The sequence below is a fragment of the Arthrobacter tecti genome, from assembly GCF_054511355.1.
The window spans coordinates 33,054-57,673 of the sequence record NZ_JBTNCT010000010.1 but is presented as its reverse complement, the minus strand read 5'-3'; the positions used below and the strand labels follow the sequence as shown (position 1 = coordinate 57,673).

Below are 24,620 nucleotides of genomic sequence, written 5' to 3'. Positions count from 1 at the left end.
TCAGACTCCTCTCAGCGCAGCTTCGGTGGGTTGGTGGCGCACCTTGCCCTCGTGGGTGAGGCAGGCGCCGGCAACGACGTCGTCGTCGAAGTCCGGCACCACGCGGCCCTGAACCGTCATGAGCTCCACAAGATTGGCAACGTTCGCGGCAAACAGGCGCGAGGCGTCTGCCGCCATTGCTGAGGCCGCGTCCTTCAGCCCCACCAGGGTGACGTTTCCGCCGATCCCCGGTACGACGACGTCGTGCCCCGCCTTTGTGCCTTCCACGTTGCCCCCGGTCTCGGCGGCCAGGTCGACCACGACAGCCCCGGCGCGCATCCCGGCCACCATCTTGGTAGTCACCAGCAGGGGCGCGGGCCGGCCGGGGATGGCCGCCGTCGTTATGAGGACGTCCGCGGCGGCAATGTGCGGGGCAAGGAGTTCGCGTTGGCGTGCGGCGCGATCCTCGCTCATCTCGCGGGCGTACCCGCCGGCGCCCTCGATGGTGTCGAGGTCGAGGTGGATGAAGGTGCCGCCGAGTGAGGTGACTTCATCGGCGGAGGCGGGGCGGACGTCGTACGCGGAAACCCTCGCGCCCAACCGCTTGGCTGTGCCGATCGCCTGCAACCCCGCGACGCCCGCGCCGAGCACCACCACGCGCGCCGGCGGCACGGTCCCGGCTGCCGTCATGTAGAGGGGGAAGAAGCGGGGGAAGCGGATCGCGGCTTCGAGGACGGCGCGGTAGCCGGCCACGAGGGACTGGGAGGACAGCGCGTCCATGGACTGCGCGCGGGAGATCCGCGGGATCAGTTCCAGGGCAAAAGCTGTGGCGCCGGCGTTCGCAAGAGCGTTCACGGTTTGGAGTTCAGCCGACGGCGAGGCGAGACCAACGGTGATGGTGCCCGGCTTGAGCGCGCCCGCTTCCTCCGGAGTCAGCGGCGCCACATGGCAGAGGACGTCAACCTGGCCGAGGCGGGGTACGACGTCGGCGCCGGCCTCGCGGTAGGCGGCGTCGTCGTGCCCGGCATGGGTCCCGGCCTCGGCCTCGATGACGACTTCCAGCCCCAGTTTGGCGAGTTGGCGGACCGTTGCGGGTGTGGCCGCGACGCGCCGCTCGCCGGGTCTGGTTTCCCGTTTCACTCCAACCAGCACAGCATGTCCCCTTTCGGGCGGCCGGCATCCTTGCCTGGGCCGCTCAGACTTAGCATCACACAGCAGCGGCGGCCTTAGGAACAGACCTGCCTGCGAGTGTTGCGCAATCTTGATGACGGCTGCAATGACGAGGAGCTTCGACGCTGGCGGGTAGCGCGTCCGGCGAGCGTCAATCCCGGATGATGCGGCGCTCTCGTGCAACGGCGATCGCTGCCGTCCGGTTATCCACGCCCAGCTTCTCGTAGATGTGGACGAGGTGGGTTTTGACCGTGGCTTCACTGATGAAGAGTTGTCTGGAGATTTCCCGGTTGGATGCACCGGTCGCGAGCAGTTCGACGAGTTGCAGCTCGCGGGTGCTCAAGGCTGTCACCGGGTTCTGAAGGCGCCCCATCAACCGGGCAGCCACTTCGGGGGCGAGTGCGGTTTGACCCGCGGCCGCGCGTTGGACTGCTTGATGGATCTGCTCGGGTGGTGCGTCCTTGAGCATGTAACCACTCGCCCCTGCTTCGACAGCGGCGAGAATGTCTGCGTCGGTATCGTAGGTGGTCAGAATGAGCACGGGCGGACCGGCGGGTAGCTTTTGGATCTCGCGGCTGGCAGTCACCCCGTCCATGCCGGCACCCATCTGCAAATCCATCAGCACGACGTCGATCCGCTCACCGAGGGTCTGGGCGCGTTTGAGCATCACTATGGCCTCGGCGCCGTCGGCAGCTTCTGCTGCGATGGTCACGCCGTCGAGTTCGCCGAGCATGGCACGTAACCCGGCCCGCACCACGGGGTGATCATCAACCAGCAGGATCCGGATCTCACTCATGGCTTTCCTTGCCGGTGTCCGTTTCAGCATCACCGAGGTGTTCGGCCAATGGCAGACGGATGGCGACGACGGTCCCTTCGCCAGGCGTTGACTCAATATCCAGGCTGCCGTTGAGCGCAGCCACTCGTTCGCGGATGGATATCAGGCCGAACCCGGAACCGTCCGGGCGTTGCGTGGGCGTGCTCAGGGTTTCAGCGGCGTTGAACCCGATGCCGTCGTCGAAAACGTCCAGCGTCACGTCCGATCCCACAAAACTCAAGGAAAGTACGGAAGTGGATGCCTGGGCATGGATAGCCACATTGGACATCGCCGATTGGGCCGCGCGCAGCAGGGCCACCTCATAGGGCGCCGGCAACAGGATGGGTTCACCATCAAGCTTGAAACGGCACCGCAAATTTTGCCCCCGGGCCGCCGCCTGCCGTTCGGTGCTCTCACAGGTGCGCCGAAGGCTTTGAATCAGCGAACCTTCCTCGATATGCCCGGTGCTCAAACCACGGACAAAGCGGCGAGCCTCGGTCAGGTTCTCTGCGGCTGTCGCGTGGATGATCCTGACCCGCTCCTGCGCCAGGTCCGCTTGGTCAGCTTCGAGCGCCGCGTCGGCCGCCCGGGAAATCAGCACAATACTGGACAGCCCCTGGGCAAGGGTGTCGTGGATTTCGCGGGCCAGCCGTTCGCGTTCGGCCAGGGCGCCGGCTTCGTGTTGGCTGCGTGCGAGCTCGGTCCGGGTGCGGTGCAGGTCCTGCAAAGCCCGACGCTGGTTGACGCTTTCGGCATGAAGCGCCTGGTAGGCAAGGCCCATGATGACCGCGAAACCGGCTCCGAGGACTGGACCAAGAACCATGGCAATGTGCAGTTCACCGTTGTGGTACCACTGTGCGGCCATCACGACGACGGTGATCGCAGCGACCGCGACGATGGCATGACCTGTCTTCAGTAAGTGAAGATGCAGGAAGAACAGCGGGAACGCCAGCCAGGAAAAGTCAGGATGGATGACAAGCACGAACGCCCACAAGCCAGTGATGACGGCCAGCCATGCGGGCCCGTATCGACCCGCATCAACGATTCCCCAGATTGGACGCCCCTCGGCCGCCCGTTTCTCGGCCAATGTGCCGACCAAATAGACCGCAGCCAGCGTCCCGGCCAGCACTAAACCGCCGTATTTGCCTGCAGATCCCGGTTCACTCAAAAGCATCCGGACTGTGCCAACGGTGAGCAGCACTGCAAAACCGATATGCAGCCCGAGGCGCAAAATGCGCAGCACCAACTCGCCAGTGACAGCAGCACCGATCGAACTTTGGACAGGCATTTCCCCAGACTAATTGCGATCGCAGCGGCGGGCATCAACCGAATGATTGACCGGGCAATCAACCGTCCGTTGATTCGCGATCAACCGGACTGCCCATGTGGCGCTCCGCGAAAGCGCGGAAAGTGGAATAAGGCAGGAGAAACTGCAACTTTCCAATTGGAAGTCATGAAAGAAGTGATCAAGGAATGTATCTAGCTCTGCGGGATATCCGCTTCGCCAAGGGCCGGTTCGCCCTGATGGGATCGGTGGTCGCGCTGATCAGTCTGCTCTTGGTCATGCTCTCCGGGCTCACGGCCGGCCTGGCCAATCAATCGACGTCCGGAGTCAAGGAGTTAAAGGCAACCACCATTGCGTTCGGCGCCCCAGCCGGCAACGAACCCAAGGCTTCCTACACCGAATCACAAGTCACCGCGAAGCAGGTGAACCTATGGGAGCAGGCCGCTGGAGTGAGCCATGCGGAACCGCTGGGCATCACGCAGACCCGTATGCAGTCCGGCGGAACCACCAACGTGGCAGTCTTCGCTGCCGCCCCGGACGGCGAGCTCGCACCGGCAGCACTGGAGAAGGGTGAAGTAGCCGTTAGTGCCCAGGTTGCCGAAGACCTGGAAATCGCCGTCGGTGACACCGTCCTGATCAGCGGCACTGAGCTGCTCGTCGCCGGGATCATCGATAACCAGTGGTACAGCCACTCACCGGTGGTGTGGGCCGCGTTGTCCGACTGGCGGGACTTCGCCCATGTGTCCGATCCGGATGTCATCGGTACCGTCATCGCAGCCAACTACGACGGCGATGCCGCCGGTGCAATAGCCGTCGCAGACATTGATGCAGCGGCAGAAACGGTCAGCACAACGAAGACCGGCAGTTTCTCCGCGCTGGGTTCCTTTTCTTCGGAGAACGGCTCGCTGACAATGATGCAGGGCTTCCTCTACGGGATCTCCGCGCTGGTGATCGTTGCCTTCCTCACGGTTAGGACTGTCCAGCGCACCAGGGACATTGCCGTGCTCAAGGCACTCGGCGGTTCCAACGGGTACGTATTGAAGGACGCCATTACTCAAGCGGCCATCGTGCTGCTGGCCGGTGCGGCGCTCGGCGGAGGGCTCGGCGTCATCGGTGGAATATTCGCCGCACAGGCCGCACCATTTCTCACCACAGCCGCCACCACGCTGCTGCCCATCACCGGCATCATCCTGCTCGGCCTCGCAGGCTCCGCCATTGCCGTGCGCCGCGTCACCAAGGTCGATCCGCTGATCGCTCTCGGCGGCAACTAGGCAACCAGCACGGGCACAGCGCACCTACTCGTTCAGTGAAGGACAGGCCATGAACACCACCTATAACCCAGCCCTCAACCTTGAGGGTGTCACCCTCGAATATCCCGACGGGGAGAACGGAACTCTCAAGGCCCTCGACAATGTCAACCTCTCCGCCGCTGCCGGTACCGTCACCGCGCTGGTCGGCCCCTCCGGCTCTGGAAAGTCCAGCCTCCTGGCCGTCGCGGCGACCCTGATACACCCGACCAGCGGCCGGGTCTGCATCGGCGGGATTGACGTCACAACGTTGCAGGACAGGGATCGAACCAAACTGCGCCGGGAGAAGATCGGGATCATCTTCCAGCAACCGAATCTGCTTCCTTCGCTGACAGCCGTTGAACAACTGGTCATCGCCGAGCATCTCCGCGGTAGCTCCTCCAAAGACGCCAGGTCCCGTGCGATGGAGATGCTTGACGTCGTCGGACTCGCCGAATCCGGGAGCCGCCGCCCGCATCAACTGTCAGGAGGGCAACGTCAGCGGGTCAATGTCGCCCGTGCCCTGATGGGCCGGCCGGCGGTCCTGCTCGTGGATGAGCCCACCGCAGCCCTGGACCATGAGCGCTCCGAGTCGATAGTGCGCCTGTTGTGCCGCATCACCCGGGAATTCGACGTAGCCACCGTCATGGTCACCCATGACACCGAATTCGTTCCCCTCACTGATGCCGTTGCCACCATGCGTGACGGCAGCCTTACCGATCCCCGACTCATCGCCGCATAAGGCCCGCCCGCGGCAGATCATGTCCTCCTTTGCGCATCGAGCGGCCAGTTATGACGTGGTTTCGCGTTGAAACCGGTCATAACTGGCCACTCGATGCTTGCTGCGGTTCGGTCGGCCGGGTTACCGGCCGGAGAGCACCACGCGGTCCCAGCCCACGTACTGACCCTCACCGTCAGTGACCGAGACCCTCCGTGCACCCGGGCCGGCATCGGCGTCGAAGCTGAAGGTCACCTGTCCGGCGTCGTCGGCCTGGAACCAGCCCAGTGGCTCGGTGTCCTCGTGGAGGAAGTACCAGGAGCCCGCCTCCGGGAGCGTAAGGGTCACGTCCTCGCCGCGAACCACAGGAGTACGGGGCGCACCGAAGTCGGCCTCGCTGTCGTGCTTCAACTGATCCCTGGTTGGCACCTCAGGCGTGAAGCCGGGCTCGACGTCCAGCTGGTACGCCTCCGCGGCGACCTGAGCCTCCGCGATTCGGCTGCCATTGGCACCGGCGACGACGGCGTCAACCGCCTCGATCGCTCCGGCCTGCACCTGCGCCTCGGACAGAGTGAACGTCCGGGTGAAGGTGGTGGCACTATCGACGGCCAACTCGGGGACTGCGCCGCCCCAGCCTTCAAGCGCGACATCGGTCAGCCGGACATTGCCGCTGTTGGTGACCGTCACGCTTTGAGTCACCTCATCGCCGACGCTGTCCACGCCGTCGTCGTTTGTATCGGTGATCTCCGTGGTGACAGCCGTGGCTGCCAGCTCGGAATTGCGTTCGGCCAGGTCCGTCTCGCCGCCGTTGATGGTCAGTTCCTTCGACGGGAATCCCGCGGCACTGAGCGTCCAGGTGGTCAGCGGCACAAAGAAACCGTCTGCTGCTTCCTGTTCGGTAACGGTGTGGCGAGGGGTGCCGCAGGTGTAGTCATTCCCTGCCGGCAGCACGAGGAACCGGCAGTTACCCGGACCCGGCGGTACAAACGGAGCGAAATTGCCCGACGTCGGGACAGTCGCCTCGGTGACCAGCCCTGTGTTGGTCACATGGAAGGAATACGGCACCTGCTCGCCCGCTGTGTACGGGTTGGCCGCCAGATCGCGGTTGGTGTCGGTACGCGAACCAATGATTTCCGCGGCGAGGGCGTTCGCCTTGCCCGCAGAGTTCAGGAACAACGCCTGTCCGGTGAAGTTGACCGTCTTGGTCAGCGCCGGATCGGTGGTCGAGGTCGATTCAAAGGTTGCCGTCGGGACGAAGTAACCCCGGTCGACGTCCTCCTGCGTCACGGTGTGCTTCGCCGTGGTGCAGTTGTAGGCATCGCCGGCGGGAAGGACACGGAACCGGCAGTTCGGAGCGGTCGGCGGCAGGAATCCAATGTCGAAGTTGCCGGCTGTCGGTACGGCGCTGGTGGTCACCGTAGCCGTGCTCGTAACGCGGAAGTTGTAGGCAACCCGATCACCCACCGCATACGGATTCGTGTCCACGTCGCGGTTCGGATCAGCGGGCGCTCCCGTTATGGACAGCCCGACGGCGTCTGCCGCGGCCTGGAAGGAGTGCCGCGATTGTCCGCCCTGCGCTGCCGTGAATACGGCGTCGAGCTTTGACGCGGCGGCGGCGTTGTCGCCGGCTGTCAGCGGGACGGTGATGGTGGCCGACTCTCCTGGCGCGATTGCAGGTACGTCGACGACGGGTGCGGTCCACCCCTCCGGCGTGTCGATGGTGACCTCACCCGAAACAGCGGTTTGTTCCTGGTTCGAGATGGTCACCGGAACGTCCACTGCTTCACCGGGGGCGAGCTTGACGTCGTCGACCTCAAGTGGGGCACAGACGTAGTTCAACCAGGCGTCGTCGAACTTGGAGAAGGTGATTCCGTCGGTATAGCTGGACTCGTACAGGAGGCCGATCTGGCCGTCCTCCAGCCGCTCCAAAGTCGAGTATGCGGAGAACCCGGACCGGACGGACCGGACGGATGGCCACGTCTCACCATCATCGCAGGAGACGCGAACGGAGACGTTGCTGCGGGAACTCTGGCTGTTGGAGTTGGAGAAGATCAGCTTCTTCGCATCCGGCGTGCCCTGCGCGGCATCCGGAAAAAGCCGCGTGATTGAGCCGTTGTTGGTCGGGTCAGGCAATTCGAAGTCCTGCGTGACCGGCCCGTAGCTGTGTCCGCCGTCCGTGGAGATCGCTACCTTGCGGTATCCACCATTGCCGCTGTCCCGCGAGTTCAGCATCACGCGGCCGTCGGAGAGTTCGACCGTCTTGTTCTCATCCATCCGGACGCCAACGTTCTCGCCCTTCTGCCACGTGAGGCCGTGATCGTCTGAGTAGACGCTGTACGCCTGGATGGAGCGCGTACCGTCCGGCTGCAGTACGTCGCCGGCGTACTGCTGGATCAGGCGGCCCGCATACTTGCCGTACTTCAGCTGGATGCCCTGGCCGGAGGAGGCGAAGTTACTGCGCACGTCTCCGGGCGCCGGGTTCGCAGGATTGCTGCCGGGCTTCGTGGTTTTGGTGATGAGGCGTGGTTCAGACCAGGTGATGCCGCCGTCGTCGGACTCAATGACGGCAGAGCTGATCACGTTCCTGTTGGCGTCGTCATTGCCGAAGGTGCTGCCGTGGAAGCCCTGGTCCTTCGAATAGACGAAGAAGTTGAATACCTTGCCGGTCTCTTCATCCACGACGTAGCTGGGGTCGCTATAGCCGAACTTGGGCGACTCCTGGCCGGATGCGGTGACGGATCCGGCCGCGATCACCTCGATGGGGCCCCAGGTTTTCCCGCCGTCGGTGCTTCGGCGTTGGACGATCGAGTTCGGGTTGGGCGCATCGGCGGCGTTGAACGGACGGCCGTCCCAGGAGGCCAGCACCACACCGTCGCCAAGGTAGGCCAGGGCGGGGATGCGATAGGAGGCGAAGGGACTGATGAGTTCAGCGCCGAGGTTTGTTTCAGTGAACGAACCCGGTGGGTCCGCCGGTGCGAGCGCAGGCACCGGTGCGGCGTGGGCGGGTGCTGCGGTTGCCACAAGCACCGCAGCGATCAGAGTGGCGAGTCCGAGCCTGTTACGGCTGGGGGACCCGCTTTGTCGTTGCTTCATGGATGTCCTTTTCCTGACTTCTTTGTCGGTGGAGCTTCGATAGTGACGTACCACGTCCTATGTCTTCTACGTGAGATTTACCCCTCTTTCTCCTTTCCTAGTGCAACACCCGGGTGAATGCCCGATTCCGGTCTTCAAGAGCCTGCCTGCTGAGGTGCGCGTGCGGAGCAACCAGTTCGAACCCGTGGTACGCGCCGGGATAGACGTGCAGTTCGGTCGGAACTCCCGCCTGCAGCAACCTGGCCGCGTAGCTGATGTCTTCATCCCGGAAGAGGTCGAGCTCGCCCACCTGGATCAGGGCTCGGGGAAGCCCCCGCAGGTCTGCCGCACGCGCTGGAGCCGCATAGGAACTCACCTCGGCGGACCCGAACGAGGAACCAAGCAGGCAACGCCACGCAAACCGGTTCCGCTCCGTGCTCCACGTCGGAACTCCCGAGAACTCGGTGCCGGCAGGCGAGTCCTGAACGTCATCGAGCATCGGGTACATCAGGTACTGGAATGCGAGCTGCGGGCCGCCCCGGTCCCGTGCCATCAGCGTTACGGCCGCGGCGATTCCGCCTCCGGCACTGGAGCCGCCGATCGCAACCCGCTCGGCGTCGATGCGCAGCTCCACCTGTTGGGAGATAACCCACTCCAGCCCGGCGTAAGCGTCCTCAACGGGCGTCGGGTGCGGATTTTCGGGTGCGAGCCGGTAGTCCACCGCGATCACCACGCACCCTGTCTCTTCGGCCAGCGCTGTGCAGTACGGCTGATCGGCGCGAAGGCTCCCGCTGATCATGCCACCGCCGTGAATCCAGTAGATCGCGGGAAAGGGACCGCCCCCGGGCGGCGTGTAGCTCCACAGTGCAATACCGGGACCGTCGTGTTCGCGGCGCCTTACGCACGACGCTCTTTCGTTGAACGGCGGGATCAATGCCGCTGCGCGTGCGCGAAAGGTCGCTAGCTCCTCAACCGTTGACGGCGGCGGCAAGGTTCCGGAGTAGGCGAGTCCGTCGAGAAGTTCCGGAGCAACCCGGGCAACAAACGCGTCCGTCATTCTGCTCCCAGCGCTCCAACGAACCAGCTGGTAATGGAGGCGGGATGGGTGATCGCGGTGCCCACAACGACGGCGAATGCGCCCGCATCCAGGGCATGCCGCGCCTGCTCGGGGGTGGAGATGCGCCCTTCGGCAACGATCGGACAACCCATCCCGGCGGCCGACAACTGTTCGAGCAGCTGCAGGTCCGGGCCGGCTGTCTTCTCACGTTCGCCGGTATACCCGGCGAGTGTTGTGCCGATGAGATCCGCGCCCGCGCCGGCGGCAGCCAGCGCGTCATCCAGTGAACCGCAGTCGGCCATCACCAGCGCGTGGGACGCGGAATGAATACCGTGGATGGTCTCCTCAAGGGACGCACCGTCCGGTCGTGCGCGCCGGGTACCGTCAATGGCGACGACATGGGCCCCTGCGTTGGCACACGCCAGCGCATGCCGGAGAGTTGGGGTGATGAAGACGCCGTCGTGACCGTCCTTCCACAACCCGATCACCGGCACCTCAACAGCTGAGCGGGTCTGCTGGATATCGGCGATCCCCTGCACCCGCACGGCCGCGGCGCCGCCAATCACGGCGGACTGCGCAAGCTGTGCCATGGTGCGGGAGTCCCGCATTGGTTCTCCCGGATAGGCCTGACAGGAGACGATTAGCCGGCCGCGCAGGCTTTCGAGGTCCATCATGAAGTCACCTTCGCGGGTTGGTTGGTGAGTGCCAGGCGGGCAGCGCCGACGACGGCGGCGTGTGCACCCAGCGTTGCCGGGACGATTGGCACCTCTGCCAGCGGAGCCAGCAATTCAAGGCACGCAGCCCGCAACAGGGCGTCCCACCAGAGTTGCCCGGCGCCCGCCATGCCACCCCCGACCACAACCACCTCGGGGTCAAGGATGTTGACCAGACCTCCAATTGCCTGCCCGGCCGCAGCGGCGCCCGTGCTTATCGCTTGACCGGCGATCGGATCACCTGCGACGGCGAGCGCACAGACTTCGCGGGTGTTCCCGGCAGGAGCTCCCGCCGGTGCGAGGCGGAGGTAGGCCTGGAGAATAGCCGGCCCGGACGCGATTGCCTCCACATGTCCGGAACGACCGCATGTGCACGGCAGGGGGGCGCCGTCGTCGTACGCGTAGGGAGAGGCGAAATGGCCCACGTGACCGGCGGCGAAGCGCGCCCCCTGCTGGGCCACGCCGTCGACAACGAAGCTTCCGCCCACACCCGTGCCCACTGCCACGAGCAGAGCGCTCCGGCTGCCTGCGGCAGCGCCGATCCAGGATTCACCGAGCGCATGCGCGTGGACGTCGTTGACCGCCCTGCAGGGCAGCCCGATCCGCGCCGTGACACCCTCCGTTAGGCGTGTTCCAGCCCACCCGGCAATCGAATCGGTGGCGGACACCACGACGCCGCGGGTCGAGTCAATCACGCCTGCTGATCCGATGCCGACCGATTCGGGCGTCATGCCCTCCGCGTCCGCTTTCCGAAGCAGCCCGAGAACCAACTGTGCCGTGGAATCCAGAATGGCCCCAGCTCCGTCCAGGGCGGGCGTCGGCGTCTGGTCGACGAACAGCACCCGACCGTCCTCATCGACCAGCCCCGCGGCAGTCTTGGTCCCGCCAAGGTCGATGCCAAGCGCGTATCGCATGCCCTACAGCAGACCGTTGCGTTCGAGGATGACCTTGATCGCGGCAGTCTCGCTCGAATTCAAGGCGAGCAAAGGAGTTGACATGACGTTGGTGTCGATCACGCCCATGAGCATGAGCGCCGTCTTGAATGCGCCCAGACCGGCAGCGCCGGCCGAGACCCGCCCGGGGGTTGCGGCATAGACGATGTTGAACACGTCGGTAATCCGATCCTGCTCGCGTGCCGCCGACGCGAAGTCACCCGCGACGGCGGAGCTGTACAGCCTGGCGTACCCGGCGGGATCAACGTTCCCGAGCCCGGGAACCACACCCTGCGCCCCACCGAGCAGCGCGCCGTCCACCACGACCTCGTGCCCGGTGAAAATGTCGAAGTTGGGGATGTCCCTGGATGCGATGAGCAACTGGCGGAACGCAACGTCATCACCGGAGGAGTCCTTGACGCCCGCGATCACCCCGTCGCGGCCGAGTTGCACCAGCAGGTTCAGCGGGAGCTTGTAGTGGGTGCGTACCGGGACGTCGTAGGCGAAGATGGGCACGTCCAGCGCGGCGTGGACGGAACGGAAATGGGTTTCGGTTTCGTTCACATCCGAAATTGCGTAGTACTGCGAGGTCACTACCAGCGCGTCGGCACCGAGCTCCACCATGCGCCGGCCTTCCTCGATGACACGGTTGGTGGTCTGTTCATTGGCGCCCACAATGAGGGGCACCTGCCCTGCGTTCACGCCGGCGATCGTCCGGACGACGACGCCGCGCTCGTCGTTTGTCAGGTAAGGCACCTCCGCGGAGGAGCCAAGGACGAAAAGTCCGTTCACACCGCCGTCGAGCAGGTGCTTGGCCACGCGCTCCAGGGAGGAAACGTCAACAGCGCCATCAGAGGTGCGGGGTGTCACCACGGGTGGGATGACGCCGTGGAAACGGGAAGTAGGCGCGATTGCCACGATAGTTCTCCAGGTTCTAGCAGTTGGTGCTTGGTGGTCAGATGTGAAGCAGGCTGGGCGCTGCGCCCAACAGCTTCTTGGTGTAGTCGTTCGTCGGGTGGTCGAAGACCTGCGCTGCGGGACCTTCCTCGACGATCCGGCCGAAGTACATGACGCAGATTCGGTCGGAAACGTAGCGGACAGTCTGGATGTCATGCGAGATGAACACCATGCCCAGGTTCAGCTCCCGCTTCAGGTCGGAGAGGAGGTTGAGTACCTGGGCGCGAACGGACACGTCGAGGGCCGACGTCGGTTCGTCCGCGACGATCACGGAGGGATCCAGAGCCAGCGCTCGCGCGATCGCGACGCGCTGTCGTTGACCACCCGAGACCTGGCTCGGGATGACCTCGGCAGCGGACTGCGGAAGACCCACGAGGCTCAGCAGGTCCCGGACCTTCGCGATCCGGGTGCGTTCATTGCCGACGCCGTGAACCTGCAGCGGATCAACGAGGATGTCCTGAATGGTCATGCGCGAATTCAGTGCAGTGGACGGGTCCTGGAAGACCACGGAGACGTCGCGGCCGAATTGCTTGCGGACCGCCGCTTTCCGGGCCTTGACCTCTCTTCCGTGGAAGAGTACTTGCCCGGCCGTGGGTTCCTGCAGGCCCACCAGCACCGACGCGAGGGTTGACTTCCCGCACCCGGACTCACCGACAATACCCACGGTTTCGCCGCGGTGAACCGAGAAGTTCACGCCGTCCACCGCCTTGACGATGTTGGGGCGGAACAGCGTGCCCGTACGTGCCCGGTGATAGACCAAGACGTCCCTGAGCTCGAGGACCGGCGTTGTTTCGTTGCGGCTCATCGTGCACCTTCGGAGGTAGGGGCGGCGTTCACAAGAGCGTCGTCGTCGTTGGCGGTTGGAGCGGTGGGTTTGTGGTGACTGGCCCAGTAGTGCTCGTCTGTCCCCACACGGGTGAACTGAAGCACCTGGTTGGGATCAGCGTCGGGGCGCAGCGAGCGCTCCGCGAACCGGTCGCCCGCAGCGAACTCGCGCGGTGACGGCACCGTGCCCTGGATCTGGTGCAGCCGTTCGGCGTCGGCTTCGATCGAAAGGACGGCGCCGAGCAGGCCGCGGGTGTACTCGTGCTGGGGATTGCGCAGGAGCTCCGTGGTCCCGGCGGATTCAACCACCTGGCCGGCGTACATGACGGTGACCCGGTGGGCGAGGGAGGCCACCAGGGCCAGATCATGGCTGACGAAGACCATGGCGAATCCCAGCTGTTCGCGAAGCTCGTTGAGAAGGTCAACTACCTGCTTCTGAACTGTCACGTCCAGTGCGGTTGTCGGCTCATCCGCCACCACGATCCTGGGCGAGCGGGAAAGGGCCATTGCGATCAGCACGCGCTGCCGCTGTCCACCGGATAGCTCATGCGGATAGCTTTTCAGCGTGCGGTCCGGGTCAAGCTTGACCAGTTCCAGCAGCTCACGCGGGGTCTTGCGGCCGTTTCGCTTGGTCAGCTGGGTGAGCTGGTCCTTGATGAGCATGGACGGGTTCAGCGAACTCAGCGCATCCTGGTACACCATGGCGATCTGTTCACCGCGAAGGCCCCGGTAGAGCCTGGTCCGTTCCTTCGGGTCATTGGTCAGCAGTTCCTTGCCGTTGAACTTGATGGATCCACTGAGCTGGGCCGACGGAGGCAACAGACCCATAATCGCCAGCGAGGTGATGGACTTGCCGCAGCCCGATTCGCCTACCAGGCCCATGGTTTCGCCTTCACGGACTGTGAAGTTCACGCGGTCCACAATCGCTGTATCACCGTAGCGGGCGGGGAAGCGGATCGAGAGGTCTTTCACTTCCAGAATGACGGGAGCGTCGGGACTGACCTGCGGGAGGCGATCGGTGCGCGTGCTTTCGATTTCGGAGAGCATCTTCAACTCCACAGCCAGCGCTTCGAGTGATCCCGGCTTGTGGATTCCCGATCCCAGCGCCGCCGCGTGCTGGATGTTCTGTGCGTCGTCGTCGTGCAGTTCGTGCCTCTCACCGGTTCGCACCTCGTCGCCGTCCAGAACGGATGGCTGTGCGGGGGTGGCGGGAGCCGTCTCGGCGATCTGGCCGCTCCTGAGCGGCTCTTCCTTGACCGGAGCGGCTTTGCGGAGCTTCGGGTTGACCATGGCGTCGGTCAGGCCTTCGGCGAGGATGTTCAGCGCAAGCACCGTGAGCAGGATGGTGATGCCGCCGAAGGTGGTGGGCCACCAGGCGCCGCTGAAGACCACGTTCCTGCCATCGGACATCACGTTGCCCCAGGAGGCTGCAGGCTGCTGCACGCCGGCACCGAGGAAGGAGAGGGACGCCTCGAGGATGATGGCGTCGGCTACCATCACGGTGGCGAAGACCAGCACCGGCGCTGCGCAGTTACGGGTGATGTGCTTGATGAGGATGTAGAAGCGCCCGGCGCCGAGGACGCGTTCAGCCCGGACATAGTCTTCGCCGTACTGGGCCAGCACGTTGGCTCGTACAACTCGGGCAAGCTGCGGGGTGTAGACAATGGCAATCGCAAGAATGATCACCGGCACCGTGGAGCCGAACAGGTTGTTCGAGTGGTCCTTGAGCGCGAAGAGCAATGCTGCGGCCAGCGCGATGCCGGGGAAGGCCATCATGACGTCGAGTACCCGCATGATGCCCTCGTTCACCCACTTCCGCGAAGTGGCGGCCAGTGCGCCCAGCAGCGCTCCCAGAATGATCGCGAGCAGCACAGCTCCGAGCCCGATGGCTATGGATACACGTGCCCCGTACAGGATGCGCGAGAAGACGTCATAGCTGGAGCCGTCCGTTCCGAAGAGGTGCGGACCACCGGGTGGGAGGACGGGCGCTATTGACTCGTTCTCCTCGAAGGGCGCCAGTACGGGGCCGATGATGGCCACGAGGGTGATGAAGATCAGGAAGCCGAGGGCAATCTTGGAGCTGAGGGGAAGCGCTTGGAAGCGTGCCCCGGAATTGCTCAGGCGGGTAGCCAGTCCGTTTCGCATGGTTATACCGTCCGAATCCGCGGGTTGATGAGCAGGTAAAGAACGTCAACCAGGATGTTGACGAGCACAAAGGCAACGGCGATCGCCAGGACCGCTCCCTGCACGAGGTTGGTGTCCGACGTCGTCAGGCCGGTCACGATGAGGTCGCCCATGCCGTTGAGGCTGAAGATCTTTTCGATGACGACGGCGCCGCCAAGCAGGTAGCCCACGCGCAGACCCAGCACGGTGACGGGCGTGACGAGAGCGTTGCGCAGCACGTTCCGCGCCACGACGGTGCGGTAAGGGACCCCGTTACCGATGGCGGTTCGTACGTAGTCGCGGTCGAGTTCTTCAACCATGGATGTACGTACAACCCGGATCAGGGACGCCGAGACGGGGATTCCCAGGGCAAGCGCAGGTAGAGCCATCGCGTAGAGCCACCCGACAAATCCATACTGGTCCGCCCAGGCGAGCCCACCCGTAGGAAAGAGGGAACCCTCCGGCAGGGCGAACCACTGGATCAGCAGGATCGCGAGCCAGAACGAGGGCGTGGCAATCGCGGCAATAGAGAAGATCCGGATGACCTGGTCCGGCCACTTGTCGCGATAGAGGGCGCCGAGGACACCGAGGATGAGCGAGAGGACCACCGCGAGAAGCACGCCGAGCAGGGTCAGTTGAAGTGTGACCGGGAAGGCGGCTGCGATCTTTGTGGCCACTGATTCCTCGGGTGGGTTGGTCACGCCGAAGTCAAGGCGCAGCACACCGCCCAGGTACCGGAAGAACTGCACAATGAGGGGGTCGTTGAGCCCGCGCTCCTGGCGCCACGCGTGCTTCATCTCCTCGGTCGCCTCGGGACCGAGAACCGCGGTGGCGCGGTCGGCGGGCACCACGGACAAGACGATGAACACCATGATGGTGACGCCCAGGAGCATGAACGGCAGGGCTGCAAGCCTTCGCCCCAAGAGGCGGAATAACGTGGTCACTCTAAGTCTCCGTACGTTTCGCGGATTCCGGTGGGGCCGCCCGAAGACGTCCCCACCGGATTACGCGGTTCTACTTTCGGCCAACTCCGATGAAGGCAACACCGGTGGTGGGAAGTGGCTGGAAGCCGTCCAGTGCGCTGCTGTCCCAGGCAGTGGGCAGCTGACGGTGGAAGATCGGATAGAGAGGTGCTTCCTCTGCCACGATGTTGATGATGTCAGCGTGAACTGCCTTCGCTGCCTCGGGCTCAAGCCTGACCGCCTCGTCGAGCTTCGCCTGGACCTCTGCATACTCGGCCGTCTCGCTCCAGGCTGCCCGGTCCGTCATCCACGCGTCACCGCGGTAGAACCAGCTCAGGAGGATGTCGCCGTCGTTGCCGAACACCGAGGGGTCGCCCGGGGCGCACAGGACGTCGAAGTTGCCTCCGTTGACCTTCTCCGGTGCGTACACGGCCGCGGACTGCAGGATCTCAAGGGTGGTGCTCACGCCGATAGCGTCCCAGTTCTCCTTGATCAGGGGCACCACCTTGGTGACCCAGCCGGTGTCGGTGGAGGTCAGGGTTACCGTCAGGTTCTCCGCGCCGGCCTCCTGCAGCAGTGACTTGGCCTTCTCCGCATCGAAGCCGTACACGGTTGACGCCTCAGAGTATGAGGGGTGGCCCTCCTGGAAGTAGGAGGTCGCCGGAGCCGCATTCCCGAGGAGAGCCTTGGTGATGATGTCCTCAGTGTTCATGGCGTAGTGCAGTGCCTGACGGACGCGCTTGTCGGCGAACTTCTCGGATGCGCAGTTGAACATCAGGAACAGGAGGCCGAAGGACTGCACCGATTCGACGTCGACCTTGCTCTTCAGCTGATCAACATCGAGGTAGGGCACATCCTCGATCGCCTGCGCGCGGGACGGGATCGAGGCGACGCGGGCAGCAGGATCGGCGATGAGGAGCCAGGTCATGTCCTCTACCCGGGCCGGGTACTTGCCGTTGTAGTCCGCGAACTTCTTGAAGACGATCTTGTCTTCCTTGACAGCGGAAACGAGGCTGAACGGGCCGGTGCCGATCGGCGCCAGGTCGAAGCCTTCGGGGTCAGCCTCGACGGCGGCCTGCGGAACTACCTTCACAACTGAGATGCGGGGCCCGAAGCCGGGGAACGCGTACTTGAGCTTGAATTCGACGGTCTTTTCATCCACAGCCGTTACGGAGTCAATGAACGGGATGAAGCCGGCAAACAGCGATGCGTTCTCGGGATCGAGCACTCGCTCGAAGGAGAAGACGACGTCGTCAGTGGTTACGTCCTCGCCGTTGTGGAACTTCGCGCCATCGCGCAGGGTGATCCGGTAGGTCGTTTCATCGATCATCTCCGGTTCGGCCGCGGCAAGCGCCAGGTACGGTTCGCGGGTTGCGGGATGGAGTTCGATCAACCCCTCGAAAATGTGGAGGTTCGCCGCGAGCGGGGTGGCACCGGTGGCAAGCACCGGATCAAAGCCGGTAGAGAGCTGGTAGGAGATGCCGGCTTCAATCGATCCGGCCCCTTGTTCGCCGTTTTCTCCCGCGGGTTCCGGGCTGCCTCCGGGGCTGCAGGCCGAGATTGAACCGGCAAAAGCCGCGGCCGCGCCCATGACACCCGCCAGTTTCAGGAAATTGCGTCGGTTGGGTTCCTTCAGAAGGCCCCTGGGTTCAAAAGTGTTGCTCATCAATGTGCCTCACCATTCAAGATTGGTTATCGGATGTAGGATGTCCGATGCTATGACCTAACTGTAAGACTGATCACAGTCGGCGGTCAAGCGGATTGCGAAAGTCTCCCAATGTCGTCCGACATCCGATAACCTATGTTTAAGACTCATTGATCCCTAAGGAGAAAAACATGAGCGTAGATGCCCCGCTTCGCCAGGCCCGCTTCAGCGCGCAAGCTCGTTTACGCGCTCTACAGGCGGAGATCATGGACCTCATCCTTGAACGAGGACTTGAGGCAGGAGATCCGCTCCCGACTGAAAGCGAGTTGGCAGCTGAGCTCGGCATTGGACGCAACACGCTGCGTGAATCACTCAAGGTCCTGCAGGCGCTTGGGGTTGTGGAAATCCGCCATGGGTTCGGCATGTTCGTGGCCCCCAGCAATTTCGATGCGCTGACCGACGGCCTGACCTTCCGCGGCCGGCTCTCGCTTCGCCATCAAGGCAAGGAGGCCATCCAGCTCGTCGACGTTCGCCAGGCACTTGAATCAGGGCTGATCGGGGATGCGATGGAGTTGATGTCAGAGGATCATCTGACCGCCATCGACGCAACGGTGCAGCGGATGGAAGCTGCCGCCGAACGGGGCGAGGGTTTCGCTGAGATCGATGAGGAATTTCATCGTCAGCTGTTCGAGCCTTTGAGCAATGAGCTCCTTTCCAACCTGATGTCAGTCTTTTGGAAGGTTTACCGCAAGATCCACTCCGAGGTGGGAGGAGACCCGGTCGATCTGATCGAGACCGCGGCAATCCATCGGGACATTCTGTCCGCGGTTCAATCCGGAGACAAAGCGATGGCTGCGGAACGGCTGAAGCGCCATTTCGATGGAATTCGGCGCGAACTGGCCAAACTGACGGCGTGACCTTCCGCAGCCGGTACGAATATAGTCAGCAGGCTGCATATTTCCAGCCTCTGTTCAGGCGGCGCCTGTAGCATTGAAGAATCTTCGGGAATTGGGGACCCTCCGCGGCTGGGAAGTCGATTACCGACTTCAGGGACTTTTATGAGCATTGCCGCACCCGCCCGCACCGTTCGCGTGGCGAAACCGAACGACGTCGTCGCCTCCTACGCCACCCTCCTCAAGGAGGTGCGCAAGGAAGGCCTACTGACACGTCGTCGCAGGTTTTACATCTCCGTCATGGTGCTTCTCGCACTTGCTATGGGTGCCGCTTGGACAGGCTTCGCACTCCTGGGCGACACCTGGTTCCAATTGCTGATCGCCGGAGTCCTCGGCGTGGTCCTGACCCAGATCGCGTTCCTCGCACACGAGGCCTCCCACCGCCAGATCTTCGCCTCGCGCGGCGCCAATGACTGGTCAGGCCGCATCCTTGCCGCCGGCGTCGTCGGAATCAGCTACCAGTGGTGGATGAACAAGCACTCCCGCCACCACAACGATCCCAACGTGGTCGGCAAGGACCCGGATATCGAGGTGGACACCATCTCGTTCCTCGAGGAGGACGCCGCGAAGGCGAAAGGCATCCAGGCGTGGATTACCCGCCGCCAGGGCTACCTCTTCTTTCCACTGCTTACGTTTGAAGGCCTCAATCTTCACGCCCGCTCCATCGCAACCCTCTTCCGGCCCGGCGCGATGAAGGGCCGTTATGTTGAGCTTGCACTCCTCGCGGTACGGTTTGGCCTCTACCTCGGCATTCTGTTCTGGTTCCTTCCCATCGGCATGGCATTTGCGTTCCTTGGTGTGCAGCTCGCGGTTTTCGGCATCTACATGGGCGCTTCCTTCGCCCCCAACCACAAGGGCATGCCCGTCATCCCCCGCGACAGCAAACTCGACTTCTTCCAGAAGCAGGTGCTCACCTCCCGCAACATCCGCGGCGGAAACTTCATCAACAACGCCTTCGGCGGGCTGAACTTCCAGATCGAGCACCACCTTTTCCCCGACATGCCGCGCCCGCACCTGCGCAGGGCGGCCGTGATCGTCCGCGAGCACTGTGAGCGCCTGAAGGTCCCCTACACCGAGGTTGGCGTTGCGGCGTCCTACGGAGCGGTGGTTTCGTACCTGAACCGCGTTGGCCTCTCGGCACGCGACCCCTTCGATTGCCCCATGGTCAACCGCTACCGGCGCCGGTAGCACCCACCCGACCGACGACGACGGCGGCCCTCACCTTCCAGTGGTGGCCGCCGTCGTCGTTTCGGGGTGGATCAGCCGCCCATGCAGTCGTTGGTGCCACCGCTGTAGCAGGGCTTGTAGCGGTAAGTCTCACTCGGCTGCACAGGTTCAGCGGGATCCAGGTAAGAGCGCGGGGTGACCGCAAACAGTGCAGAGGCACCGGTTGCGCCCAGGAGCAGGAACGCGGCGAAGATGATGAACCCCGCGCGCCGCCACATGATGGTGAGTATCAACCCAACGACGGCGGCGGACACCGTGAACGCGGCTGTCCGGACGTAGCGGGCTTCTTCGTCCGCGCTTGGCGGGTCGGCCGGCTCCCAGATGGCGGATTCGGATCGAAACTGCGCCTGCCAGCAGCGCGAAGATGACTATGGCCGGGCCGACGGCGAACGTGACTGCGGAAAGCAGGCCCGTCAGGTCGCCGCCCATAGCTCCGAACAGCACAGTGTTTCCTAACAGCAGTAGCGCAAACGTGCCAGCTGCCACCCACACCGCCTCGATGAGTGCAGGAGTCCTGCTTGTGTTCTCCTTGATTTTCCCCATAGGTGTGCACCTTACTCGTCTCCGCTTGGCCTACAGTTTCAGGTCAGGAGAACGGCGGGACCGTGAGTAGTACGGCCCCGCGATCGCGCCCTATGAAGCGGCTCTCGCCGCCCGGGAAGGTTAGGCGTTCCACAGCCCGTAAGAGTCCGCCAGCGAGGAGATCTTCTGCGCACGGGCCAGACGTGGCAGGTAGGAGCCGTCACCAACCACCGCACCGGAAGCGTGGGCGTCGAGCAGTTCATGTGCCCACAGAATTTCGGACTCACTCGGAGATAGACCCTTGTTGATGGTGTCCGCAGCATCCGGCATGAGGCATAGTTTGCCGGTCATGCCCATGGATGCTGTGACCTTGCACGCGGCCAACAGGTCGCCTCCGAGCGCGCCGACCGTTGGGCCGTCGATGGGGCCCGGCAACTGACCCACGCGTGAAGCCACAACAAGCTTCGCCCTTGCATAAGCGAGTGCCATCGGATCATCCGAGGCACCCGTGTCCCGGCGGAAGTCCCCAACGCCGAAGGCCAGCCGGAACGTGCCGGGGGCGCTGGCGATTGCCGTCGCGTTCTCGATCCCGAGGGCCGACTCGACGAGTGCGAGCACCGGTGTTCCGGCCTGCAGGCGCATCGCGGTGTGGGTGACCTGCTCTGGCTTTTCGGTCATAGCGAGCATTACCCCGCGCAGGCCCGGCGCCTTGGAGAGGGCAGCGAGATCGTCCGCCCAATAATCGGTCTCAATCCCGTTCACGCGAACCCAGGCCGTCATGCCGGTAGAGAGTGCCTCGACAACCCGATCGCGCGCCTCTTTCTTCTGCTCCGCGGGCACTGCATCTTCCATGTCGAAAACCACTGAGTCAGCCTCCGAGGCAAGCGCCGGCGCGAAGTTGGCCTCCGATGCGGCGGACGCGAGCAACCAGGAACGGGACAGCTTGGCGGGAAGCGCAGCAGCGCGACTGTTTCGAAGGGAGGCCATACCTAGAACCTTACGCAACCGCCGTCGTCGTTATCCACCGCGTGACCCACCAGCACAGTGAACACTACGACCACAATGCCCGTTTGACCCCTACATAGCGCTTCCCTAAGCTTTCCGTAAAGCGATAAACAGATTCCACCAAACGAAAGAGGATCGCATGTCCCTGGCAACCGGAGATACAGCACCATCCTTCACTCTGCCCGACGCCTATGGCCAGCCCGTGAGTCTTAGCGAATTCCGCGGGCGCAGCGTCGTCGTCTACTTCTACCCGAAAGTGGAGACCCCCGGCTGCACCACCGAGGCCTGCGACTTCCGGGATAACCTTGCCTCCCTGCAGGGTGCCGGGTTCAGCGTGATCGGAATCTCGCCCGACACCCCGGACGAGCTGGCCTCCTTCAGCAGCAATCACGGGCTCGCGTATCCGCTGCTTTCGGATGCGGACAACGCCGTCGCAAAGGCATGGGGCGCGTACGGCGAGAAGCAGGTGAACGGCTCGACCGTCGTCGGGATCATCCGTTCCACCGTCGTCGTGGACCCGGACGGCAACGTGCAGCAGGCCGAATACGGCGTCGATGCCAAGGGCCACGTGACCCGGCTCCGCGAGCAGCTCGGCGTCGGGTAGCTTTTCTCGAATCGACTCTCCAATAGGTGACCGTTTCGGCTTCCAAAGAGTCACCTATTGGAGAGTCGATGCAAGCAAGAAGGCCCTCCCCGACTCAAAAGGGAGGGCCTTCCATGTTCCCGGACGGACGTGCTAGCACCCTTCCGGAGTCTCAGTGCTGAGTGTTGAGATAATGGCGTTATAGCGGCGCCAAAGGGTCATTATCTAAGCACTCAGCGGGGGGTTACGAAGCCCCGCGACGCAGCAGGCGCCCGGTCGGCTTCTCCAGGTCCAGCGTCTCCCCGCGGAGGAAGGTCGAACGGACGACGCCGGAAAGCGCCTTTCCGGCGTACGGCGAGATGGGATTCTTGTGGTGGAGCTTGTTGACGTCCACCACGAAGGTCTCATCGGCGGCGAAGACGGAGAAGTCGGCGTCGTAGCCCAAGGCCAGCTGCCCTTTACGCTGCAGCCGGGCGAGAGCGGCCGGACGCGCAGACATCCACTCCACAACCTGTTCCAGGGCGATACCCCGTTGGCGCGCCTCCGACCAGATCAGCGAAAGGCCGAGCTGCAGCGAGGACACACCACCCCAGGCCACACCGAAATCGCCGTTCTCAAGGTCCTTCAGGTCGAGAGTCGACGGCGAGTGGTCCGACACGATGCAGTCGATTGTCCCGTCGATCAGCCCGTCCCACAGCAACTCCCGATTGGACGCCTCGCGGATTGGCGGGCAGCACTTGAATGCGGTCGCGCCGTTCGGGATTTCCTCGGACAGGAGCGTGAGGTAGTGAGGACAGGTCTCGACGGTGAGGGAAACGCCGTCGCGCTTGGCCGTAGCGATCATCGGCAACGCGTCCGACGACGACAGGTGCAGGATGTGCGCACGAGCCCCCGTCCACCGGGCCCGCTCGATAACCTCCGCGATGGCAACGTTCTCCGCCCCACGCGGGCGAGAGGCGAGGAACCTGGAGTACTGGTCCCCCTCCGCGTGCGGCGCCCGATCGATGGAGCGCGAGTCCTCCGCGTGGACGATCATCAGCGAATCGAATGTTGCGAGCTCCGCCATGTCCTCTTCCATCTCGTCCGCTTCGAGATGGGGGAACTCGTCCACACCCGAGTGCAGCAGGAAGCACTTGAACCCGAACACGCCCTCGTCGTGGAGCGGTCGCAGGTCGGCCTTGTTGCCGGGAATCGCGCCGCCCCAGAACCCGACGTCGACAAACGCCTGAGTCTCGGCGGATGTCCGCTTCTGCTCAAGCGCGTCCACGTTCACGGTCGGCGGGATGCTGTTCAGCGGCATGTCGATGATGGTGGTCACTCCCCCGGCAGCCGCAGCCCGCGTGGCGGACGCGAAGCCCTCCCACTCGGTGCGACCGGGCTCGTTGACGTGGACGTGGGAGTCCACCAGGCCGGGGATCAGCGTCTCGTCCGGACCAAGTTCGACGACGGTCGCGCCGTCGAGCCCGTTGCCCAGCGGTTCCAGCGCAACGATCACGCCATCACGCACGCCGACCTCCCGCGGCGCGATGCCCGCGGTCGTCAGAACCATTTCGCCCCGGATCACGAGGTCATAAGAATTGGTCATTCGGTTCCTCCAACTCCAACGCCGGCACCCACACCGAGGCGGGCGGCTATGTCTTGTCCAACACGTTCCAGCAGCGGACCGGCGTTTGCAATGCATTTTCCAACATCCGGCTCCAGGTCCGTCAGCGCGTACACGCGCGAGAAGCCCGCGGCGGCAGTCTGTTCAGACGTGAGAGTGGTCCGCCCGCACACCGCAATCGCCTGCATCCCGGCGGCTGCCTTCGCGACGCCCAGCGGTGTCTTCCCGCCAAGGCTCTGCTCATCCAGGCTGCCTTCACCGGTGATCACCAGGTCAGCCCCGTCGAGTTTTTCTGCCAGTCCGGTGAGTTCGAGTACGACGTCGATGCCCGGCCTGCGCTGTGCGTTGAGCACCGCGAGCGCCGCGTAACCGACGCCACCCGCGGCCCCCGCGCCGGGTGCGTTCGCCTGCGCCCGGGCGCGGGGACCCAGTTCCTGCTCAAGCACTTCAACGAATCGGGCGAGGGCGTCGTCAAGGTGCGCGACGTCGTCGGGCGTTGCTCCCTTTTGCGGCCCGAAGACCGCAGCGGCACCCTTGGTGCCAAGGAGTGGATTGTCGACGTCGGACGCCAGGGTGATCTCCGTTGTCGCCAGGCGCGGATCCAGCCCCGAGAGGTCAATCCAGGCGAGGCCAGCCAGAGCCGCGCCGCCGCCGGGAAGCGGGGTGCCGGCGTCGTCGAGCAGGGCAGCGCCCAGCCCAACGAGCATGCCCGCGCCGCCGTCGGTGTTCGCACTGCCGCCGACGCCAAGCACAATGCTGGTGCAGCCACGGTCAAGCGCGAACCGAATCAACTCGCCGGTGCCGGTGCTGGACGCGATTCGCGCCCTGCGCACGCCTCCAGGAAGCACTGCCAGTCCGGACGCGAGCGCCATCTCAATCACTGCCTGCGATCCGCGGATGGCGATCGGCGCCTCGACCGGCTCGCCGGTTGGCCCCGAAACCGTGGTGATGTGCCGGCTGAACCCGGCGGCGAAGGCAGCATCAAGCGTGCCCTCGCCGCCGTCGGCTACCGGAACCAGATCGACGTCAAGGCCAGGATCCGCATTGAGGAGGCCCTTAGCCAAAGCTGAAGCGACCTCAGGTGCGGACAGCGATCCCTTGAACTTGTCCGGTGCGATGACTATCCGCATTCCCGTATTACACCAACCC

Annotated in this window: 21 protein-coding genes; 5 read left to right on the top strand and 16 right to left on the bottom strand. The window is 64.0% G+C overall.

The window, feature by feature from the left end; all coding sequences use genetic code 11:
* The 3 genes from ACX80C_RS12200 to ACX80C_RS12190 all read right to left on the bottom strand — a co-directional run bounded on the left by ACX80C_RS12200 (position 1) and on the right by ACX80C_RS12190 (position 3,251).
* Positions 1-1,131 carry a Re/Si-specific NAD(P)(+) transhydrogenase subunit alpha gene (locus tag ACX80C_RS12200; RefSeq protein ID WP_459326745.1) on the bottom strand — a complete coding sequence of 377 codons (1,131 nt, stop codon included), beginning with the start codon at positions 1,129-1,131 and terminating at the stop codon, positions 1-3.
* Positions 1,132-1,300: 169 nt separating this feature from the next.
* Positions 1,301-1,945 (bottom strand): response regulator, encoded by a 645-nt coding sequence (locus ACX80C_RS12195; RefSeq protein WP_459326744.1) that lies wholly within the window; start codon positions 1,943-1,945, stop codon positions 1,301-1,303.
* On the bottom strand, positions 1,938-3,251 hold the full coding sequence (locus ACX80C_RS12190; RefSeq protein WP_459326743.1) for a sensor histidine kinase: 1,314 nt from the start codon (positions 3,249-3,251) through the stop codon (positions 1,938-1,940). Before ACX80C_RS12190 ends, ACX80C_RS12195 begins: the two co-directional genes overlap by 8 nt.
* Before the next feature lie 185 nt (positions 3,252-3,436).
* On the opposite strand from ACX80C_RS12190, the gene ACX80C_RS12185 reads away from it, so the two are divergent.
* Together ACX80C_RS12185 and ACX80C_RS12180 are read left to right on the top strand one after the other, a co-directional pair.
* Positions 3,437-4,519 (top strand): ABC transporter permease, encoded by a 1,083-nt coding sequence (locus tag ACX80C_RS12185; RefSeq protein WP_459326742.1) that lies wholly within the window; start codon positions 3,437-3,439, stop codon positions 4,517-4,519.
* Between the two features lie 49 nt (positions 4,520-4,568).
* Positions 4,569-5,276, top strand: coding sequence for an ABC transporter ATP-binding protein (locus ACX80C_RS12180; RefSeq protein WP_459326741.1), 708 nt, complete (start codon positions 4,569-4,571; stop codon positions 5,274-5,276).
* A gap of 120 nt (positions 5,277-5,396) precedes the next feature.
* Here ACX80C_RS12180 and ACX80C_RS12175 read toward each other — a convergent pair whose 3' ends face one another.
* The 9 genes from ACX80C_RS12175 to ACX80C_RS12135 form a co-directional block, all read right to left on the bottom strand.
* Positions 5,397-8,345: an exo-alpha-sialidase gene (locus ACX80C_RS12175; RefSeq protein ID WP_459326740.1), complete on the bottom strand. Its 2,949-nt coding sequence runs from the start codon at positions 8,343-8,345 to the stop codon at positions 5,397-5,399.
* A gap of 97 nt (positions 8,346-8,442) precedes the next feature.
* Positions 8,443-9,381: an alpha/beta hydrolase gene (locus ACX80C_RS12170; protein ID WP_459326739.1), complete on the bottom strand. Its 939-nt coding sequence runs from the start codon at positions 9,379-9,381 to the stop codon at positions 8,443-8,445.
* Positions 9,378-10,055, bottom strand: a complete 678-nt coding sequence (locus ACX80C_RS12165) for an N-acetylmannosamine-6-phosphate 2-epimerase (protein WP_459326738.1) — start codon at positions 10,053-10,055, stop codon at positions 9,378-9,380. Before ACX80C_RS12165 ends, ACX80C_RS12170 begins: the two co-directional genes overlap by 4 nt.
* Entirely contained in the window at positions 10,052-11,008 is a 957-nt protein-coding gene (locus tag ACX80C_RS12160; protein ID WP_459326737.1) for an ROK family protein, read from the bottom strand. The genes ACX80C_RS12165 and ACX80C_RS12160 overlap by 4 nt, the downstream gene beginning before the upstream one ends.
* Before the next feature lie 3 nt (positions 11,009-11,011).
* Entirely contained in the window at positions 11,012-11,938 is a 927-nt protein-coding gene (locus tag ACX80C_RS12155; protein WP_459326808.1) for a dihydrodipicolinate synthase family protein, read from the bottom strand.
* Between the two features lie 43 nt (positions 11,939-11,981).
* Complete coding sequence (locus ACX80C_RS12150; RefSeq protein WP_459326736.1) at positions 11,982-12,788, bottom strand: ATP-binding cassette domain-containing protein; 807 nt, start codon at positions 12,786-12,788, stop codon at positions 11,982-11,984.
* Positions 12,785-14,953 carry a dipeptide/oligopeptide/nickel ABC transporter permease/ATP-binding protein gene (locus tag ACX80C_RS12145; protein WP_459326735.1) on the bottom strand — a complete coding sequence of 723 codons (2,169 nt, stop codon included), beginning with the start codon at positions 14,951-14,953 and terminating at the stop codon, positions 12,785-12,787. The genes ACX80C_RS12150 and ACX80C_RS12145 overlap by 4 nt, the downstream gene beginning before the upstream one ends.
* A gap of 2 nt (positions 14,954-14,955) precedes the next feature.
* Positions 14,956-15,915, bottom strand: a complete 960-nt coding sequence (locus tag ACX80C_RS12140; protein ID WP_459326734.1) for an ABC transporter permease — start codon at positions 15,913-15,915, stop codon at positions 14,956-14,958.
* A gap of 70 nt (positions 15,916-15,985) precedes the next feature.
* Entirely contained in the window at positions 15,986-17,599 is a 1,614-nt protein-coding gene (locus tag ACX80C_RS12135) for an ABC transporter substrate-binding protein (RefSeq protein WP_459326733.1), read from the bottom strand.
* Between the two features lie 170 nt (positions 17,600-17,769).
* On the opposite strand from ACX80C_RS12135, the gene ACX80C_RS12130 reads away from it, so the two are divergent.
* Both ACX80C_RS12130 and ACX80C_RS12125 read left to right on the top strand, forming a co-directional pair.
* Positions 17,770-18,495, top strand: coding sequence for a FadR/GntR family transcriptional regulator (locus tag ACX80C_RS12130; RefSeq protein WP_459326732.1), 726 nt, complete (start codon positions 17,770-17,772; stop codon positions 18,493-18,495).
* 141 nt (positions 18,496-18,636) lie between these two features.
* On the top strand, positions 18,637-19,719 hold the full coding sequence (locus tag ACX80C_RS12125; RefSeq protein ID WP_459326731.1) for a fatty acid desaturase family protein: 1,083 nt from the start codon (positions 18,637-18,639) through the stop codon (positions 19,717-19,719).
* 71 nt (positions 19,720-19,790) lie between these two features.
* Here the strand turns inward: ACX80C_RS12125 and ACX80C_RS12120 are convergent, their stop codons facing one another.
* On the bottom strand, positions 19,791-19,976 hold the full coding sequence (locus ACX80C_RS12120; RefSeq protein WP_459326730.1) for a hypothetical protein: 186 nt from the start codon (positions 19,974-19,976) through the stop codon (positions 19,791-19,793).
* Between the two features lie 445 nt (positions 19,977-20,421).
* Positions 20,422-21,267, bottom strand: coding sequence for an HpcH/HpaI aldolase/citrate lyase family protein (locus ACX80C_RS12115; RefSeq protein WP_459326729.1), 846 nt, complete (start codon positions 21,265-21,267; stop codon positions 20,422-20,424).
* A gap of 157 nt (positions 21,268-21,424) precedes the next feature.
* On the opposite strand from ACX80C_RS12115, the gene bcp reads away from it, so the two are divergent.
* Positions 21,425-21,889: a thioredoxin-dependent thiol peroxidase gene (gene bcp, locus ACX80C_RS12110; RefSeq protein ID WP_459326728.1), complete on the top strand. Its 465-nt coding sequence runs from the start codon at positions 21,425-21,427 to the stop codon at positions 21,887-21,889.
* 223 nt (positions 21,890-22,112) lie between these two features.
* Here the strand turns inward: bcp and allB are convergent, their stop codons facing one another.
* Positions 22,113-23,453: an allantoinase AllB gene (gene allB / locus ACX80C_RS12105; RefSeq protein ID WP_459326727.1), complete on the bottom strand. Its 1,341-nt coding sequence runs from the start codon at positions 23,451-23,453 to the stop codon at positions 22,113-22,115.
* Positions 23,450-24,601, bottom strand: coding sequence for a glycerate kinase (locus ACX80C_RS12100; RefSeq protein ID WP_459326726.1), 1,152 nt, complete (start codon positions 24,599-24,601; stop codon positions 23,450-23,452). Before ACX80C_RS12100 ends, allB begins: the two co-directional genes overlap by 4 nt.
* Between the last annotated feature and the right edge of the window lie 19 nt (positions 24,602-24,620).

Bases quoted from the DNA above. Each gene is read 5' to 3' on its own strand.
- ACX80C_RS12120 (WP_459326730.1), bottom strand. From the start codon at position 19,976: ATGTGGCGGCGCGCGGGGTTCATCATCTTCGCCGCGTTCCTGCTCCTG.
- ACX80C_RS12135 (WP_459326733.1), bottom strand. From the start codon at position 17,599: ATGAGCAACACTTTTGAACCCAGGGGCCTTCTGAAGGAACCCAACCGA.
- ACX80C_RS12165 (WP_459326738.1), bottom strand. From the start codon at position 10,055: ATGATGGACCTCGAAAGCCTGCGCGGCCGGCTAATCGTCTCCTGTCAG.
- ACX80C_RS12115 (WP_459326729.1), bottom strand. From the start codon at position 21,267: ATGGCCTCCCTTCGAAACAGTCGCGCTGCTGCGCTTCCCGCCAAGCTG.
- ACX80C_RS12195 (WP_459326744.1), bottom strand. From the start codon at position 1,945: ATGAGTGAGATCCGGATCCTGCTGGTTGATGATCACCCCGTGGTGCGG.
- ACX80C_RS12170 (WP_459326739.1), bottom strand. From the start codon at position 9,381: ATGACGGACGCGTTTGTTGCCCGGGTTGCTCCGGAACTTCTCGACGGA.
- ACX80C_RS12100 (WP_459326726.1), bottom strand. From the start codon at position 24,601: ATGCGGATAGTCATCGCACCGGACAAGTTCAAGGGATCGCTGTCCGCA.
- ACX80C_RS12125 (WP_459326731.1), top strand. From the start codon at position 18,637: ATGAGCATTGCCGCACCCGCCCGCACCGTTCGCGTGGCGAAACCGAAC.
- ACX80C_RS12150 (WP_459326736.1), bottom strand. From the start codon at position 12,788: ATGAGCCGCAACGAAACAACGCCGGTCCTCGAGCTCAGGGACGTCTTG.
- ACX80C_RS12145 (WP_459326735.1), bottom strand. From the start codon at position 14,953: ATGCGAAACGGACTGGCTACCCGCCTGAGCAATTCCGGGGCACGCTTC.
- ACX80C_RS12160 (WP_459326737.1), bottom strand. From the start codon at position 11,008: ATGCGATACGCGCTTGGCATCGACCTTGGCGGGACCAAGACTGCCGCG.
- ACX80C_RS12180 (WP_459326741.1), top strand. From the start codon at position 4,569: ATGAACACCACCTATAACCCAGCCCTCAACCTTGAGGGTGTCACCCTC.
- ACX80C_RS12185 (WP_459326742.1), top strand. From the start codon at position 3,437: ATGTATCTAGCTCTGCGGGATATCCGCTTCGCCAAGGGCCGGTTCGCC.
- bcp (WP_459326728.1), top strand. From the start codon at position 21,425: ATGTCCCTGGCAACCGGAGATACAGCACCATCCTTCACTCTGCCCGAC.
- ACX80C_RS12130 (WP_459326732.1), top strand. From the start codon at position 17,770: ATGAGCGTAGATGCCCCGCTTCGCCAGGCCCGCTTCAGCGCGCAAGCT.
- allB (WP_459326727.1), bottom strand. From the start codon at position 23,453: ATGACCAATTCTTATGACCTCGTGATCCGGGGCGAAATGGTTCTGACG.
- ACX80C_RS12190 (WP_459326743.1), bottom strand. From the start codon at position 3,251: ATGCCTGTCCAAAGTTCGATCGGTGCTGCTGTCACTGGCGAGTTGGTG.
- ACX80C_RS12175 (WP_459326740.1), bottom strand. From the start codon at position 8,345: ATGAAGCAACGACAAAGCGGGTCCCCCAGCCGTAACAGGCTCGGACTC.